The organism is Paenibacillus harenae DSM 16969 (assembly GCF_000422465.1).
Lineage (GTDB): Bacteria > Bacillota > Bacilli > Paenibacillales > Paenibacillaceae > Pristimantibacillus > Pristimantibacillus harenae.
Genome location: NZ_KE383845.1, coordinates 1 through 16,500 on the forward strand (window position 1 = coordinate 1; position 16,500 = coordinate 16,500).

A 16,500-nucleotide genomic window follows, 5' to 3' on the forward strand; every position below is an offset into this window, starting at 1 on the left:
CGTATCCGGAATTGAAAACTTATATGACGCTATCCAAACCGGAGCCGTCAAAGCTTCAGCTATTAGCGACCGTTTGAGTAAACTTGAGGAAGAACGCGAATCAATCCAACTGCAATTAGATGAAATCGAAGTGGCGCCCGTTTACCGCGACTATAAGATCGTACATAAGCGGATGAAGGAATTTAATAAGGCATGGCCGTTCCTCACCGAGCCGGAGCAGAAACGGATGCTCAGAAGCGTTGTGACCCATGTCGTCCTAAATAAAGATGAAGACCATGAAGTCATATGGAATGCTACATAAGCTTGTTTTTCATTATTATGGTGTTTCGGCAAAACGTTTAACAAAATGAAGATGCAGTACGATTTCGGCCTCAGTAAAATTTATGAACTCGTCATTAATTCGAATCCCTGCTACGCTTTCCTGCTGGAGGGCAATTCCCTCATTCAAAACAAGCTGATCGTTGCCCACGTCCTTGCCCATTGCGACTTCTTCAAAAACAACGCCCGCTTCGGCGTCACGAACCGAAATATGGTCGAGAGCATGTCCGCCACGGCCGACCGCATCCATCAGTATGAAATGGATTACGGAACCGATGTTGTGGAGAAGTTTATCGATGCCATTCTCGCGATCCAGGAGCATGTCGACCCGACGCTCATCAAGCCGTATCAGCTGGATAAAAAACGGTATATCGAAATGGTTCAGAAGGATAACGAACGGTCCTCGGGGCTGTATGTTCCGTCACGTTACGATGATCTGTGGGGTCTCGAGCCCGACCCGGATGCAGAATCGGCCGCCGCTTCGCTCGCCGCTGACGCCAAGCGGTTCCCGCCGCGCCCGGAGAAGGATATCGTCTGGTTCATTGAAGAATACTCCACGGTGCTGGAGGATTGGCAGCGCGACATTCTCTCCATGCTTCGCGACGAGATGTTATACTTCTGGCCGCAGATCGAAACGAAGATCATGAACGAAGGCTGGGCTTCCTACTGGCATCAGCGGATCATACGCGAGCTGGACCTTACGAGCGACGAGACCATCGAATTCGCGAAGCTGAACTCCTCCGTCGTGGTACCGTCGAGGCATACGCTTAATCCGTATTATTTGGGACTGAAAATATTCGAGGATATCGAGAAGCGCTGGGACAATCCGACGAAGGAAGAACAGGCGCGTTTTGGCCGCGTGCCCGGCAAAGGGCGGGAGAAAATTTTCGAGGTGCGCGAGCTGGATTCGGATATCTCCTTCTTGCGCAATTATTTGACGAAAGAGCTTGTGAACGAATTGGATCTTTATATTTTCGAGAAAAAAGGCCCGGAGTGGAAAATAACCGACAAGGCGTGGGAAAATATACGCGACCAGCTCGTTTATTCCAAGGTGAACGGCGGCTTTCCAAGCTTGCTGGTAAAGGACGGAGATTTCAATCGCACCGGCGAGCTTTATATTATACATGAGTACGAGGGAATGGAGCTGGATTTGAAATACGTCGAGCGAACGCTCCCACATGTCGTTCAGCTGTGGGGCAAAAATGTCCATTTGGAGACGATTGTCGAGGATAAAAAAATCGTGTTCAGCTGTGACGGAAAGAAAACGAGCAGGAAGTTTGTGTGAGTTGGAATTGCCGCCGCCCGGCGCGCTTGGCCAGGCAGGCGGTATTTTTTTATTAGCAAGCTTCTAAGTCTCCAACGTCTCCGCGGTTATATTAACTCCGTTTTAACAGCGTTCGCCTCTTCAAAAAATCAAATGGCATTATTTAATCAGACCCGATCTCAGCCTCACCGAATAAATCATCTCCCCTTAGAAAAAAATAAGGCCGTATTCAAATCCAATCTAAGCGGGGTAAGAAAATGAAAAAAACGTTAATGGTTTTTAGTTTTTTGGCTTGTTTGTTGATGTTGACCGCCATACCTGCTTTTGCTGACAACGTTCATCGCAACACAAATAACGTGGGCAGCTATGATTATCGCAACAACAACGATACAACGATTGGCAATGAGATGCGCAATGACGTTAACCGCGGAATTAACAACACCAATCGTGCGCTTGGAACGGACATTGACCCCATCGATCGTACGAACAACAGAACGACGATGAACGGCACCAACAACTACAGAACGAATAATGTCCGTGCGACCGCTGCTGCTGACAATGACGGTTTTGACTGGGGCTGGGTTGGTCTTCTGGGTCTCATCGGCTTAGCCGGTATGAGAAACCGCGATCGCGAACGCACCTAATTTGTCATAACTTTGTTTTAATTGAAGCAGAATGACTAAACACCCTGAGAATGCTGCAGGGTGTTTAGTATTTACCATGTCTCAAGAAGCAGGAGGCTGAGCTAACGTGGAGGCAGTAAAAGAGAAAATCACCGAACAAGCATTATCGATTTTTGCGCTGGGCGGCGTTCATGAGATAGGGAAAAATATGTATGTCGTTCAATATGCCGATGATATTGTTGTCATTGATTGCGGCTCTAAGTTTCCGGACGAAAGCTTGCTTGGAATCGATTTAATTATTCCCGATATCAGCTATTTACTGGAGAACCAGGATAAGGTTCGCGGTCTTATCGTCACTCACGGTCACGAGGATCATATCGGCGGCATCCCGTATATCCTTCAACGATTAAATATTCCGATTTACGGCTCGCAGCTGACTCTCGGGTTAATAAAAGGAAAGCTGAAAGAAAACCATCTGCTTAAACAATCCAAACTTATTGAAATCCATTCCGATTCCGATATCGAATTAGGCTCAATCCGGCTCGGTTTTTTCCGGACGAATCACAGTATTCCCGACTGTCTGGGCGTCGTCTTTTATACGCCCGAGGGTACAGTTGTACATACAGGGGATTTTAAATTCGATCTGACTCCTGTAAACCATCAGTATCCTGATATTCATAAGATGGCCAGCATCGGTGAACAGGGCGTGCTAGCCTTATTGTCCGAGAGCACAAACGCGGAGCGTCCCGGTTTCACCCCATCCGAGCGTCTCGTTGGCGAGCACATTGAAGAAGCCTTCAAGAAAGCGCGCAACCGCATTTTCATCTCCACCTTCGCTTCGAATGTCCATCGCTTGCAGCAGGTGATCGACGCGGCGTTAAAGACGGAACGGAAGCTTCTTCTATTGGGAAGAAGCATGATTAACGTTGTTCCGATTGCATTGGAGCTTGGTCATCTTACCATGCCGGAAGGCATGCTCGTTGAAGCGAAAGAAGCGAATGCCCTGCCCCGAGACAAGCTTGCCGTATTGTGTACCGGCAGTCAAGGCGAGCCGATGGCCGCATTGTCCCGCCTAGCCAGCTCTACTTACCGGCAGTTCGAAATATTAGCGGAAGATACGGTTATTTTCGCGGCCTCGCCTATTCCCGGCAATGAGCGCAACGTCGCCAGCATTGTAGATAATTTATTTTTGCTTGGCGCAAATGTGATTTACGGATCCGGAGCAGCGACGGGAATGCACGTCTCCGGCCATGGCTCCCAGGAGGAGCTGAAACTTATGCTAACATTGATGAAGCCTAAGTATTTTATCCCGGTTCACGGCGAATACCGGATGCTGTATCAGCATCGCTTATTAGCCGAATCGGTTGGTGTAGAGAGGGACAATATCTTCCTTCTTCGAAACGGGGACGTCGTGGACATTCAGAACGAAAAAGCGATTCAAAGCCGAAAAATTGCGGCTGGCAATACACTGGTTGACGGATGGGGGATCGGAGATGTCGGAAACGTTGTTCTACGGGACCGGAGACATCTGGCCGAAGACGGCATTCTGATTATCGTCGTAACGATGTCCAAATCGGATGGAGCGATCTTGTCCGGGCCCGATATCATATCGCGTGGTTTCGTCTATGTCCGGGAATCGGAGGGGCTGTTGGAAGAGGTTAATCGTTTGGTCGTGCTCTCGATCAAGGAGCTCCAGGATAACGGCGAACTAGTCAAATGGAATATTTTGAAGCATAAAATAAAAGAGTCGATCGGCAAATTCTTATATGCGCAGACGAAGAGAAGGCCGATGATCCTCCCGATCATTATTGAGGTTTAAAACATGAAACCCCTCGTCCAACCGACAAGGGGTTTTAACCATTTTAATGTACGATTCCATCCACGAACCGTCCATGCTCCGGAACGGCGATCTCCTGGAATTTGTCCGACAACAGCTTCAAGTTCGCTTTCAGCGACTCGCCGAACATCGGCTCCCCGTGTCCCGTAATCGCTAAATAAGGCTGGAGGGCCGCAAGCTTCTTGACCGATTGCTCCGCTTGTATCCAATCCGTCGTAAAATATTTGGGAGGACCGTTGATTTCCTGTTCCTGCGTCATCACTTTATATAGCGATTCCTGCTTAACCGTCACGAACGCATCTCCGGCAATAAGCGTTCCGTCCTTCCCGCGGAATAAAGAAATGTGGCCTGGCGTATGTCCGGGGGTATGAATGTATTTCCATCCGGGAAGCCCGGGGACGCTTCCATCCTTGGGGAGCGGCTTGACGCGGTCGTCGAGATCGATGCCGTCATGGGGAAAGAAGGGCGACATTTCAGACACGAGCCCTCCGTTTACCGTCGGATCGCCAGGCGGATAATCGGCCTCTCCCGTCAAATAAGGCAGCTCGAGCTTATGCGCATAAACCGGAACGTTCCAATGCTCGATCAGCTCCATAATGGCCCCGACATGGTCAAAATGGCCGTGAGTTAAAATAATCGCCTCAGGCGCGGTTTCAAACCGTTCTTCCGCTGCTTTAATAATTCTTGCGGCGGATCTCGGCATTCCCGCATCTACCAGCACCCAGCCGTCTTCCTTCCGCTCGGGGTCTCCGATGAAACATACATTTACGATTTGAACAGGATAACAAAAAATATCCGGCCGGTAAGCAAGGCCCTCGCCGTTTGATGTCGACGTCAGCGGCATAAACGTATGCTCGAATGAACTTTCCAACGTGTGTGCGCCTCCTTATTTATCATCACTCTCCTCTATAAACTGTCCAAATGCAAATCGCTTATTCCGCCCTGGGCTTAGCCGGATCGCAATTGGGCGCAGGAGCCGCTCCGCACTCCGAAAGCTTTAACAAATAATAGCATTCTTCACGAAACATATGATCGGGCACAAGCGGATTTATCCGGCTCAGCAATTCCGCGCTTAGCCCCATCTCTTCCACTTCCTGCAGAAATTTCATAAACACGGAAATTTCGACGTTAACGTCCGAATGAAATTTGGCAAGTGCCGGAAAATGCGGCCTCATTGTCCTCATATAACCGGCAAGCTCTATCGCCTTCAAATAAAAAGCGTTAAAATGCTTTTCAAACTTATCGCTTTTTTCAATCAACCGCTTCTCGACCGCATCCAAATCCATGGCGATGGATGCAGCATGACCGGCTGCGTCCGGCAGCCACAGCAGATCGTGATGCAGAGAAGGGAAATGAGGAACCGGCTTTCCTTCCACCAGCGCGGCCAAAATTTTCAAATATTCCTCAAGCTCATTGACCATATGGTTGAGGAAGGTCGGCGTAAGGCCGATAATGACTTGCCCGAGCAGAAGACGGTCTAACAAATGCAGCTTAAATGACCGCAGGTTTACCGCCGCTTCTTGCGCAGCCTTATTCAGCTCCGATAATTGATCAACAGTGCCTTGCATACGGGCTCTTTCCAGCAAATGATCAAAGTGACTTATGAATTGCACCGCGAGCTCGGCGTCCCCCCGTTCCTCGGGGGAGAGCGCGTGATAGATGAATCTTGCGTGATCCCCTAATATCTGCAGCCAAAACCGGTGTTCAAACCATGCAGCTTCCATTCTTCGTATCCCTCCTGACGTTTATACCGCTAAACTCATATCTATGTGAGGGATAACTTGATTTATTCTAGCGAATGACATTCTTCATCGAATATATCTTCAATAATTTAAAGGAGTCCATTGAACGCTGACAAGCAGAAACGCCTGTCGGCGTCCTTGTCTGAGGACGCAACCGTTTCGCGGTGAAATATAGCCCATTATGTGCGAAACCTATAAAGTCTTATATTTTAAAATAAACCGGATTGTCACGTGAAGACGAACAAAACCCATGCTGCTGACAGCATGGGTTTTGTTCTTGCGCTTATTGCTGGGAATAATTGGAGTAGCCTGCCGATTGGTTATTCGTATTCGTAAATGCGGGAATTTGATGGGAAGCGGAATTGGCGATTTGATTACAAAGGCCTGAGATGTGCTGCAGCTGCTGCATAGCGGTCTGATGGCCCTGAAGCGCCGTTTGAATCACTTGCGCCGCATGCTTCTCGCGCTGTGCGAGCTGTTCAAGCTGGATCGCATTTTGCTGCTCTTGCTGAAGCAGCTGCTGATATTGCATAGAAGCTTGCTGTGTTTGCTGCGCGAGTTGCTGGATAAGCTGCTCGCAATGAGCAAGCTGCTGGTTTATCTGCGTGTTGGATTGCATTTGATGCATGGGTTCTCCTCCAGAAATAGTTAGATTTTTTTACTCAACTATTATGTTCTTGTGGAGACTAATATATGCTGGAAAAAAAAGTGCAATCCGCTACTCCTCCAAATTCCGAACATCTACCGTAACGTGAAGCATTTGCTCGCCTGTGCCGCGGTACACGCCCTTTACCGGTACGATATCCTTATAATCGCGCCCGTGTCCAAGTTTAACGTATCGCTCGCCGACGGGATCGGCATTCGTCGGATCGAAGCTGCACCAGCCCAGACCCGGGACGAAAGCTTCGACCCATGCATGCGAGGCTTGCTCAAAGTCGGCGGCACCGCCCTGCAAATCACCCACAAAATGATATCCGCTCACATATCTTGCCGGAATGCCGAGCGTGCGGCTGCAAGCGATCATTAAATGCGCAAAATCCTGGCACACACCGCGCTTTCGTTCGAACATGTCAGCGATCTTCGTCTTCACGTCCGTCGCATTAGGATCATAGACGAACTCGGTGCGAATCTTGCCGGATAGCCCCGTAAGCCAATCCAATATGCTGATTCGCGCTCCTCCGGCTCCGGCAGCCGCAAGCTCGCCGGCGTATTGCTCCACTTCATCCGTCATTGCCGTATATCCCGTCGGGAGCAAAAATTCCGTGAAGCGGTTCTCCGCCTCCTCGGTCTTCAGCCACAGCCAAGCTTGCTCCGTCGAACGTTTGCTTAAGAGCTGCGCCCTATCTTCCGAATTCGGCGCCTGCTTCGTGACGACGGTCATCGCCGTACGGATCGTCAACCGTTTATGCGGGTTGTTCACGGAGAACGCATGCACACGGTTACCGAAATAATCCTCATACGTAAATAAGGAAGCATTCGGCTCGATCGCTATCGCCTGCTGGTAGCAGGACTGCCGCTCATTCGTGCTGGGCGTCAGTCTGATTTCATTGACACTGTCCGTAACCGGCTCCGCGTATTCGTATTGCGTCACATGTGAAATACTCAGCTTCACGCGCTTGCCTCCCCCATACGAAAAAAAGTTTTGGCGAAAGCCAGCCCCAGCTGCTGGCAAGCGTCTAGCAAATGAACGATGATCGCTCCGCTCCGGTCAACCATGATATCCTCGCGCTCCAGGCAAGCCAAGTCCGCTTTTACCTTGCCGACCTGTCGAATAATGCGGTCATGCGCCGCGCATAACTGCTTATCCTGCAGCTGGATCAGACGCAAATGTTCGTCCAGCGTATGTAGCGCGAAATGCAGGGAACGCGGAAACGCGCTGTTCAGAACGACGAATTCCACGATAGAGTCGACCGAAATGCCATCCGCATAACAACGGCGAAAGGCTTGATAGCCGCTAACCGAACGAAGGACAGCCTGCAAATAAGGATAAGAGCCGGCGTTGTTCCAGTCTTCGCCGGCAGCCGCGTTGCCTACCGCTTTGATGATCCTCAGCGTATTCTCGGACCGTTCCAAATATCTTCCGCATTCGATAAAATGCCATTCGTTCTCCCGTGGCATGACCGATTGGCTTACGCCCAGAAATAAAGCCGCCCACTCCTTGATCCGGCCAAAAAACATATGGGGCGACTCTCGCAGCAATTCATCCGGATGCTTCTCGCGCAGCCATAAATAAAAGGCGTTCGTCGTGTCCCATAGTTCACTCGGCACCTTCTCCCTGAGCGTACGGAGGTTTCCGCGGGCATGGCTGACGCATGACACCAGAGAATTCGCGTTATCGCGGTCGAGCGTCGTATAGAAGAGGACATCCCTTTCGTTATAGGTGCCGTATTGCTTCTCATACGCCTCCCTGCTACCAAGCGCATCTACGATTCTTACCCATTTCAAACCGGGCTCCGGCGTCTCAGGCTCCGATCCGTCCGGAGCGGCGTTTTCCCCATCCACCTGCAGGTGATAATGAACATCAATCAATCTCGCATGATTCTCCGCCCGCTCCATATAGCGGCCAATCCAAAACAATGCCTCTGCATTCCGGTTCAGCACCCGCATTCCCTCCAATATTTCATCGATTAAGCACCCACGTATCCTTGACGCCGCCGCCCTGTGAAGAATTGACTACAAGCGAACCTTCCTTCATCGCAACACGCGTTAAACCGCCTGGAATGACATGTACTTCCTCCCCCATTAGAGAAAAAGCACGCAAATCGATATGACGCGGCGTCATGCTGCCGTCCACCATAACCGGAGCGCGCGACAGCTTCATAGTCGTCTGTGCGATATACCGCTCCGGGTCACGCTTGATCGCTTCCGCGAAGGACTGCAGCTCCTTCGTCGACGCGGTGGGACCGATCAGCATGCCGTAGCCGCCGGACAGCGACGTTTCCTTCACGACAAGCTCGCTGAGATGCTCAAGCACATAATCCCTTTCCTCTTTGCGCGACAAAATATAAGTCGGTACGTTATGCAATACCGGTTCTTCCCCTAAATAATAGCGAATCATATCCGGCACATAGGCATATACTGCTTTGTCGTCGGCAACACCCGTCCCCGGCGCATTCGCAATGGCTATGTTTCCGGCGCGATAGGCATTCATTAACCCCGGCACGCCAAGCAGCGAATCCGGAAGAAAGGCTAGCGGATCCAGAAAGTCATCATCAATTCGGCGATAAATGACGTCAACCTGACGGAGACCGCTTATATCGCGCAAATAAATTTTGTGGTCTTTGTAAACGAGATCTCCGCCTTCAACAAGGTGGATGCCCATCTGCTGCGCCAGGAACGCATGCTCATAATAGGCGGAATTAAAGGAACCGGGCGTCAGCAGAACAATAAGCGGATCACGTTTGCCGTTAGGGGAAAGGGCGCGGAGCGAACTAAGGAAACAATTCAAACTGCGGTCGATGCTTTGTACCGAACTAGACAAATATAAATCGTGGAACAGCTCGCTCATCAACGTTCTGCCCTTAAATAAATAAGAAAACCCCGAAGGCGAACGCAAATTATCCTCGAGCACAAAATAACGGCCTTTCTCGTCGCGAATCAAATCAATACCCGATGCTGTAATATATACGCCGCCCGGAACATGTAGACCAGCCATTTCAGGCCTGAAATACGTATTAGCCACAATCATTTTCCTCGGAATAATTCCGTCGGCAACAATCCGTTGTCCATGATAAACATCGTGAACGAAAGCATTCAAAGCGCGAATCCGCTGCCTTACGCCGCGCTCCACCCCTTCCCATTCATGCTTCGGTATAACTCTCGGGATATAATCGAACGGAATCGTCCGCTCGAGCGGTTCATTGTACGCACCGTTATGGAGCGTGAATGTAATGCCTTCCTCCATCATTCTTTGGTTAATCGCTTGCTGACGGACGGCGAGTTCTGCAGGCTTCATTCTGACAAATAACCGATGGACGGCGTCATAGTGGGCGCGTACAGAAAAGTCTTTGTCGAACATTTCATCATAAAATGTCTGCGGATCATAATACTGCGATTGCGACTGTTTGGCCGTCGACATGACTACCGCCTCCTGTCATATTTCCTAACATTCATTGCCGATACGGTTATAAATGTTAGGATTATCATACTAAAATCTGAAAATTGTGTCAACTTATCTAACAAGAAAGCAGGAACCCTCCGAATGAGAGAATTCCTGCATCGACTAGTTCTCTTAATAATGTATGCGTCTTATCCTGCGATTGCGAGGCCGATTTGGCGGTCGCACCCTTTTATTATTAGCCTATTTCAACCTTTTTAAAACCTGTTGGCATTATAGAAAAGCTGACAGACTTTTGTCCATCAGCTTTTCTGTCCATCATTCGCCGGTTCTCCCGGATGCGGCCTAACGATTGAGCAGGCTTCCCACATAACGCAGAAGCTCGTTTGAACAGACCGGGCAATATCCGTGTTCATCCATCAATCGCTTCGTTACTTCGTTAATACGCTTCAATTGACTTTCATCCGGCGTCTTGGTGGAAGTCGTTATTTTCACGATATCCTTCAAGTCCGCGAACAACTTCTTCTCAACGGCTTCGCGAAGCCGCTCATGGCTCGTAAAATCGAACTTTTTCCCTTTGCGGGAATAAGAAGAGATCCGAATCAATATTTCTTCGCGGAATGCCTTTTTCGCATTTTCCGATACGCCGATTTGCTCCTCGATCGAGCGCATGAGACGCTCATCCGGATCCATCTCTTCGCCGGTCAGCGGGTCTTTGATTTTGCTCCAATTGCAATACGACTCGATATTATCCAAATAATTTTCGAACAGCGTTCGGGCGGACTCCTCGTAGGAATAGACGAAAGCCTTTTGAATCTCCTTCTTGGCCAGCAAGTCGTATTCCTTGCGCGCTACGGAGATAAAGTTTAAATAACGCTCTCGTTCTTCCTTCGTAATGGACGGGTGCTGATCAAGGCCGTCCTTCAGCGCCCGCAGCACGTCAAGCGCATTGATGCACTGCGTATCCCGTTTAATAAGCGCGCTTGAAATACGGTTAATGACGTACCGCGGATCAATGCCCGTCATGCCTTCTTCCTGGTACTCGTTTTGCATTTCCTTTAGATCCGCTTCCTTGAAGCCCTCGATCTCTTCCCCATCGTACATCCGCATTTTTTTGACAAGGTCCATGCCCTGCTTTTTCGTTTCCTTCAGCCTTGTTAGTATGGAGAAAATAGCAGCCGCACGCAGCGCATGCGGCGCAATATGGATGTGCCTCATATCGCTCTGTGAAATCAGTTTCGCATAAATCTTCTCTTCCTCCGACACCTTCAAGTTATAGGGAACCGGCATGACGATCATCCTGGAATGCAAGGCCTCATTCTTTTTATTGCTGATGAACGATTTATACTCCGACTCATTCGTGTGGGCGATGATAAGCTCATCTGCGCTTATAAGCGCGAAACGCCCGGCTTTGAAATTCCCCTCCTGCGTCAAGGATAATAGGTTCCACAAAAACTTCTCATCGCATTTCAGCATTTCCTGAAACTCCATTAAACCGCGGTTCGCCTTGTTAAGCTCCCCGTCGAACCGGTAAGCGCGCGGATCCGATTCCGAGCCGTATTCCGTGATCGTCGAGAAGTCGATACTGCCCGTAAGATCCGCTATATCCTGCGACTTCGGATCCGAGGGACTAAATGTGCCGATGCCGACGCGGTTATCTTCGGATATAAACACCCGTTCGACAAGCACTTTTTCAATATTGTTATCATATTCCGTTTGCAGCCTCATCTGGCAGGAGGGACATAAATTCCCTTCTATACGTACGCCAAGCTCCTTCTCGATCTCCGGCCGAAGCTCCTGAGGAATGAGGTGCAGGGGATCCTCGTGCATGGGGCAGCCCTTAATCGCATAGACGGCGCCCCGATCCGTTCTGGAGAATCGTTCGAGGCCCTTCTTAAGCATCGTAACAATGGTGGATTTCCCCCCGCTGACAGGACCCATAAGCAGCAATATTCTTTTCCTGACGTCCAGCCTGCGAGCAGCCGAATGGAAATACTCCTCAACCAGCTTCTCGATCGCGCGATCCAGACCGAAAATTTCCTGCTCGAAAAATTTATAACTTTTGCGGCCATTAGCCTCTTCGACCCCATAAGATTCAATCATCTCGTAAACGCGAGAATGTGCAGTCATGGCCGGGGTCGGATCCTTCCTGAGCAGCTCGATATATTCCTTGAACGTACCAGTCCATGTCAGCTTTTCACTCTCTGCCCGGTAATCTGATATTCGTTTAAATATGTCCATTCCGTGCCTCCTCCCATCGCTTCCGCATTCCACTAACCGTTCTACGCCCGGGATTGGTTTCTAGACGCTTTCTCGAGTAGTTCCAACTTTTACTGAAGTATTACATTTCTATGCTTATTCAGAGCGGAAATTGCACACTATTTTTGTCCTTCATCCGGCAAATTCCGACAAGCCGACAGAATCCTTTGTTATAATGGCATTAAATGATGTGTCAGGATTGCATGGAGAGGAGTAAGTGAAATTGGCCGTATCACGCGAGGAGGAGCTTTATTCTCCGATAAAAAAGTACTATGAGCAGCTAGGCTTCATTGTCAAAAGCGAGGTGCTCCATTGCGATTTGGTCGCCATACGCCCCGATCAATCGGAAACGATAATTGTCGAAATGAAAAAAACGTTCAATCTTGCCCTGCTGCTGCAAGGAGTTGAACGTTTGCGTTTAAACGGTCAGGTCGTGCTCGCCGTGGAGCGGAACCGCAAGAAGAGCGGGGCTCACAACCAACGGTTCGGCGACCTTACGGAATTGTGCCGCATGCTCGGACTCGGGTTCATGACGGTCACTTTCTATAAAACAAAGCCGCCGGTCATCGAGATCCTATGCGAGCCCGGCGAACCGCCTCAGCGCGGCGTAAGGCGCAGGAAGCAGGCAAAACTGTTGATGGAATTCAAGGAGCGCAGCGGCGATTATAATGTAGGCGGCAGCACGCGGCGGAAACTGGTTACCGCCTATCGCGAGAAAGCGCTGCGCTGCGCGCATGCCCTTCAATTGTCAGGACCGCTTGCGCCGAGAGAGGTTTCCGCCATTACCGGCTACAGCCGCAGCGGAGAGACGCTGCGGGCTAACTATTACGGCTGGTTTGAACGGATCGAACGCGGCAAGTATAAACTGCGTCCCGAGGGCGCAGCCGCATTAGAAGAATATCGCGACGTCATCGCCGAATGGGCGGCCTCGATCAACTCCGCGCCGTAAACTCGCCGATCGCTTCCGCGAGGCGCTCTACGCCAAGCTTCGTACGCGCGCCCGTGTTGTACGTGTAGTTCAGCCGGGCCGTGTTCCGCTGCGGCTGTTCCGCAAAGAACGCGCTCCCCGGCACGAACGCAACGCCCTTCCGAACCGAGCCCCGCAGCAGCGCATCGGCATCGAGCCCGTCAGGAAGCTCAAGCCAAAGGAACATACCGCCTTTCGGCATAACCCAACTCACATCCCGAAGCCCTTGCCGCTTCAGCAGTTCATGCATCTCCATCATTCGCTCGCCGTAAGCTTTCGAGATAAGGCGAATATGATCGTCAAGATTAAACCCGGAGAGCAGCTGGCTTAATATTTGCTGGTCGATCGTGCTGGAATGCAAATCGGCGGCTTGCTTCGCTTTTGCAACCATACGAATGACGCCGCTGTCGCCGATTGCCCAGCCGGTCCGAAGCGCAGGCGCCACGGTTTTGGAGAACGTGCTAGTATATAGAACGGTACCTTTCTCCGCACGGCCGTCAAGCGAGAAAAGGGTAGGAAACCGCTCGCTCGTCTCAAATTTGATGTCGCCGTAAGGATCATCCTCGATAATCGGCATTTGATGCTGTTTGCACAGCTCAAGCAGCTTTCGCCTGCGTTCCACGCTCCATACGCGACCGGTCGGATTGCCGAACGTAGGCACCGCATAGAGTAATTTGGGGCGATGCTCGCGAATCAGCCGTAACGCATCTTCGGGAATGATGCCATGCTCATCGCTTTCAGCCGCAACTACCTTGAGTCCCTGCAGAGCAAAAACCTGCAGGCTGGCCAAGTAGGTCGGCTTCTCTACCAGAACAACATCGCCGGGCTCCGTGAGCACGGAAACGAGCAAATCAATCGCCTGCTGGGAACCGGTCGTCAATATCATTTGTTCTGGATTCACAATCATTTGTTTCGCAGCCATACGTTCGCACAATTGCTCCCGCAGCGGTAAATGTCCCTCCGTCAAGCCATATTGCAAGGCGCTTGAACCTTCGGCAAATACGCGGTCGGCCGCTTCCTTCACCGCCTGAACCGGGAACAGTTCTTCCGCAGGCAGCCCGCCCGCGAACGAAATCATATCCTTGCCCTGCGTCAGCTTCAAAATATCTCTTACCACGGACGATTTGAGCTGTGAAACCCTGGATGAAAACCGGTAGTCCATTTTATTCGCTCCTTCCGCAAGCTTACAGCGCATGCTTACTTATAGATTCTATGTTAACAATGTGTTCACAACTTTTAAAGTTTTCTTTTTGACCGGCGTTGGGTATAATAAAGACAGCTTATTGGAGGTGCAGGACAGATGAACTTTATTATTGTCATGACTGTGTTCGTATTGTTTATTGTTGCAATGCTTACCAGCTCCTACAATGACGACAAAACAAAAGGACTATAAGCTGGCCTTCCGGGCTTATATTCAAACAAATGAAGCTTCCCTCGCGAGCACCGGCTCATCTAAGGGAAGCTTCATTTCGTTACAGCGCGGGCTGCAGCACCGTTTATTGCTGAAGCACCGCCATTTCTTCCAAGCACACTCCACATACGTAACGTTCCTTGAACTCGCTAACTTCTGCCATCGAGCCGCAGAATACGCATTTTGGACGGTAGCGCTCAAGTATAATATGATCACCTTGGACGAAAATTTCAACGGGATCGCCCTCGTTCATTAGATAACGTTTACGCAACGATTTTGGAAGCACAATTCGACCAAGTTGGTCCACTTTCCTTACCACGCCTGCTGGTTTCATCTTCTCACCTCTTCTGTGTCTAGTATCGCAAGCCGTTTTGAGAAACCACTGCGTTATAGTCATTCGATAGGACTTTCTCTTTTCCTTCCGAAATTAATAATTTCTTAATATCCTGCAATCATTTTTTGTATTTATACAAAAAATTCCACATCCAGTTTATATGAATGGGATCATTTAAGTTAAACCCGGAAATTGATTTTGTCTTAACGCTTCATACAAAATAATGGCTGCAGAATTCGATAAATTTAGCGACCTCACCTTGTCTGTCATTGGCATTCTGATGCATGTGTCCAGGTTAGCGTCGATCAGCTCCTGCGGCAGCCCCTTCGTCTCTTTGCCGAACACGAACAAATCTCCGTCGCGATATTCGAAGTCCGAATACGTTTTGTTTGCTTTAGTGCTGGCATAGAAAAAACGGCTTTGCGGAAATAAAGCAAGCACCTCGTCAAACGAGTTGTGATATTCGATATGCACGGAATGCCAATAATCAAGTCCCGCCCGCTTCAGGGTCCGGTCATCCGTATCGAAACCCAGCGGCCTAACCAAATGCAAATGCGCCCCTGTTGCCGCGCATGTTCTTGAAATATTGCCCGTGTTGGCCGGGATCTCCGGCTCTACCAATACGATATGAAATGCCATCGTTCCTATTCCACCTTTCATTCTGCCTATTATACACGAACGGCTTCACAATTTTACATCCATTTTACGTACCGTTAATCTAACGCATAAGGTCGGCCTTCATAATAGTGCTTATAACAGGCGCAAACATGAAGGAGAGTTGAACAATGCGAAAAAAGATTTTGGTCGTGGATGACGAGCCTTCCATCTCCATGCTGATTGAATTTAATTTGAAGCTTGCAGGCTTCGACGTGCGTTGCGTGAATGACGGAGAAGCCGTATTCGACATGTTAAAGCCGTTTCGTCCCGATTTGATTGTTCTAGATCTCATGCTGCCCAAAATGGACGGAATCCAGGTTTGCCGCGAGCTTCGCAAACAGAGCAACGCCGTACCGATCGTCATGCTTACAGCGTTACAGGACGTTACGGATAAAATCGCCGGACTCGATAACGGCGCCGATGACTATATGACGAAGCCTTTCAGCCCGCAGGAGCTTGTGTCCCGGATCCAGGCGATATTCCGCAGAGTTCAGTCCCTGCCGGGAACGGCCGATGAAACATCCTTTGAGATCGGCCGGTTAAACATTCGTGTCGAGCAGCGCGAAGTTTATTTGGAAGGCAAGCCGGTCGAGCTAACGCCCAAAGAGTTTGAACTGCTGCTCTTCTTATGCCGCCATAAAGGAAAAGTACTGAGCCGCCAGCAGCTGCTGCATGGCGTATGGGACTACCATTTTCTCGGGGATACGCGTATCGTGGACGTTCATATCAGCCATTTGCGCGACAAAATCGAGAAAAATGCCCGAACTCCGGAATATATTATGACGGTCCGAAATGTCGGCTACAAGCTGCACGGACCTAATATGGCGGAGAACTCAATCGCTCAAGCATAAACGACGGCTGTCGCTTCGCACGAGTCGCTGAAATCATAAGGATTAATTCATTCCACTTCAATGCGGCTTAAGGCCCATGCGCGTTCGCATGGGCCTTTTCCCTCGTTTTATGGCCAGATCGATACTTGCATGGCGCGTTATAAAATAGGAAGCCGTTCCAAAGCAACAGCATGCTGCAGA

At 49.9% G+C, this 16,500-nt stretch carries 14 protein-coding genes and 2 pseudogenes; 6 read left to right on the forward strand and 10 right to left on the reverse strand.

Going from position 1 to position 16,500, the window contains the following annotated elements:
* The 4 genes and pseudogenes from H581_RS38530 to H581_RS0127875 all read left to right on the forward strand — a co-directional run.
* Positions 1 to 301, forward strand: a pseudogene (locus tag H581_RS38530) (hypothetical protein); the annotation flags it as partial.
* An 18-nt stretch (positions 302 to 319) separates the two neighbouring features.
* Positions 320 to 1,603: pseudogene (locus tag H581_RS0127865) on the forward strand (SpoVR family protein); the annotation flags it as partial.
* Between the two features lie 236 nt (positions 1,604 to 1,839).
* Complete coding sequence (locus H581_RS39140) at positions 1,840 to 2,226, forward strand: WGxxGxxG family protein (RefSeq protein WP_051251433.1); 387 nt, start codon at positions 1,840 to 1,842, stop codon at positions 2,224 to 2,226.
* Positions 2,227 to 2,332: 106 nt separating this feature from the next.
* The gene (locus H581_RS0127875; protein ID WP_281169580.1) at positions 2,333 to 4,024 is read left to right on the forward strand and encodes a ribonuclease J; all 1,692 of its coding nucleotides are present in this window, start codon (positions 2,333 to 2,335) and stop codon (positions 4,022 to 4,024) included.
* A gap of 43 nt (positions 4,025 to 4,067) precedes the next feature.
* Here the strand turns inward: H581_RS0127875 and H581_RS0127880 are convergent, their stop codons facing one another.
* From H581_RS0127880 to H581_RS0127915, 7 genes are all read right to left on the reverse strand, one after another.
* Entirely contained in the window at positions 4,068 to 4,886 is an 819-nt protein-coding gene (locus H581_RS0127880) for an MBL fold metallo-hydrolase (protein WP_051251476.1), read from the reverse strand.
* A gap of 88 nt (positions 4,887 to 4,974) precedes the next feature.
* Positions 4,975 to 5,766, reverse strand: a complete 792-nt coding sequence (locus H581_RS0127885) for a DUF2935 domain-containing protein (RefSeq protein WP_029192128.1) — start codon at positions 5,764 to 5,766, stop codon at positions 4,975 to 4,977.
* Positions 5,767 to 6,067: 301 nt separating this feature from the next.
* The gene (locus H581_RS35625) at positions 6,068 to 6,412 is read right to left on the reverse strand and encodes an AMP-dependent synthetase and ligase (protein ID WP_245600186.1); all 345 of its coding nucleotides are present in this window, start codon (positions 6,410 to 6,412) and stop codon (positions 6,068 to 6,070) included.
* 90 nt (positions 6,413 to 6,502) lie between these two features.
* On the reverse strand, positions 6,503 to 7,396 hold the full coding sequence (locus H581_RS0127895; RefSeq protein WP_029192129.1) for a transglutaminase family protein: 894 nt from the start codon (positions 7,394 to 7,396) through the stop codon (positions 6,503 to 6,505).
* Positions 7,393 to 8,385: an alpha-E domain-containing protein gene (locus tag H581_RS0127900; protein ID WP_029192130.1), complete on the reverse strand. Its 993-nt coding sequence runs from the start codon at positions 8,383 to 8,385 to the stop codon at positions 7,393 to 7,395. Before H581_RS0127900 ends, H581_RS0127895 begins: the two co-directional genes overlap by 4 nt.
* A gap of 19 nt (positions 8,386 to 8,404) precedes the next feature.
* Complete coding sequence (locus H581_RS0127905; protein WP_029192131.1) at positions 8,405 to 9,862, reverse strand: circularly permuted type 2 ATP-grasp protein; 1,458 nt, start codon at positions 9,860 to 9,862, stop codon at positions 8,405 to 8,407.
* 324 nt (positions 9,863 to 10,186) lie between these two features.
* Positions 10,187 to 12,082, reverse strand: coding sequence for a PrkA family serine protein kinase (locus tag H581_RS0127915; RefSeq protein ID WP_029192132.1), 1,896 nt, complete (start codon positions 12,080 to 12,082; stop codon positions 10,187 to 10,189).
* 235 nt (positions 12,083 to 12,317) lie between these two features.
* Here H581_RS0127915 and H581_RS35630 point away from each other — a divergent pair, with 235 nt between their 5' ends.
* Positions 12,318 to 13,049 (forward strand): DUF2161 family putative PD-(D/E)XK-type phosphodiesterase, encoded by a 732-nt coding sequence (locus H581_RS35630; protein ID WP_425414657.1) that lies wholly within the window; start codon positions 12,318 to 12,320, stop codon positions 13,047 to 13,049.
* On the opposite strand, the gene H581_RS0127925 is transcribed toward H581_RS35630, so the two are convergent.
* From H581_RS0127925 to trmL, 3 genes are all read right to left on the reverse strand, one after another.
* A complete protein-coding gene (locus H581_RS0127925) occupies positions 13,033 to 14,229 on the reverse strand; it encodes an aminotransferase-like domain-containing protein (RefSeq protein ID WP_029192133.1) in 1,197 nt (398 codons plus the stop codon). The two genes, H581_RS35630 and H581_RS0127925, sit on opposite strands and share 17 nt — an antisense overlap.
* A 334-nt stretch (positions 14,230 to 14,563) precedes the next feature.
* A complete protein-coding gene (locus H581_RS0127935) occupies positions 14,564 to 14,812 on the reverse strand; it encodes an AbrB/MazE/SpoVT family DNA-binding domain-containing protein (RefSeq protein WP_029192134.1) in 249 nt (82 codons plus the stop codon).
* Positions 14,813 to 14,986: 174 nt separating this feature from the next.
* The gene (gene trmL, locus H581_RS0127940) at positions 14,987 to 15,451 is read right to left on the reverse strand and encodes a tRNA (uridine(34)/cytosine(34)/5-carboxymethylaminomethyluridine(34)-2'-O)-methyltransferase TrmL (protein WP_029192135.1); all 465 of its coding nucleotides are present in this window, start codon (positions 15,449 to 15,451) and stop codon (positions 14,987 to 14,989) included.
* 146 nt (positions 15,452 to 15,597) lie between these two features.
* Here trmL and H581_RS0127945 point away from each other — a divergent pair, with 146 nt between their 5' ends.
* Complete coding sequence (locus H581_RS0127945; RefSeq protein WP_029192136.1) at positions 15,598 to 16,320, forward strand: response regulator transcription factor; 723 nt, start codon at positions 15,598 to 15,600, stop codon at positions 16,318 to 16,320.
* Positions 16,321 to 16,500 lie beyond the last annotated feature (180 nt).

Coding starts and splice junctions, on each gene's coding strand:
- H581_RS39140 (WP_051251433.1), top strand. CDS start 1,840: ATGAAAAAAACGTTAATGGTTTTTAGTTTTTTGGCTTGTTTGTTGATG.
- H581_RS0127880 (WP_051251476.1), bottom strand. CDS start 4,886: ATGCCGCTGACGTCGACATCAAACGGCGAGGGCCTTGCTTACCGGCCG.
- H581_RS0127885 (WP_029192128.1), bottom strand. CDS start 5,766: ATGGAAGCTGCATGGTTTGAACACCGGTTTTGGCTGCAGATATTAGGG.
- H581_RS35625 (WP_245600186.1), bottom strand. CDS start 6,412: ATGCATCAAATGCAATCCAACACGCAGATAAACCAGCAGCTTGCTCAT.
- H581_RS0127905 (WP_029192131.1), bottom strand. CDS start 9,862: ATGTCGACGGCCAAACAGTCGCAATCGCAGTATTATGATCCGCAGACA.
- H581_RS0127915 (WP_029192132.1), bottom strand. CDS start 12,082: ATGGACATATTTAAACGAATATCAGATTACCGGGCAGAGAGTGAAAAG.
- H581_RS0127925 (WP_029192133.1), bottom strand. CDS start 14,229: ATGGACTACCGGTTTTCATCCAGGGTTTCACAGCTCAAATCGTCCGTG.
- H581_RS0127935 (WP_029192134.1), bottom strand. CDS start 14,812: ATGAAACCAGCAGGCGTGGTAAGGAAAGTGGACCAACTTGGTCGAATT.
- trmL (WP_029192135.1), bottom strand. CDS start 15,451: ATGGCATTTCATATCGTATTGGTAGAGCCGGAGATCCCGGCCAACACG.
- H581_RS0127945 (WP_029192136.1), top strand. CDS start 15,598: ATGCGAAAAAAGATTTTGGTCGTGGATGACGAGCCTTCCATCTCCATG.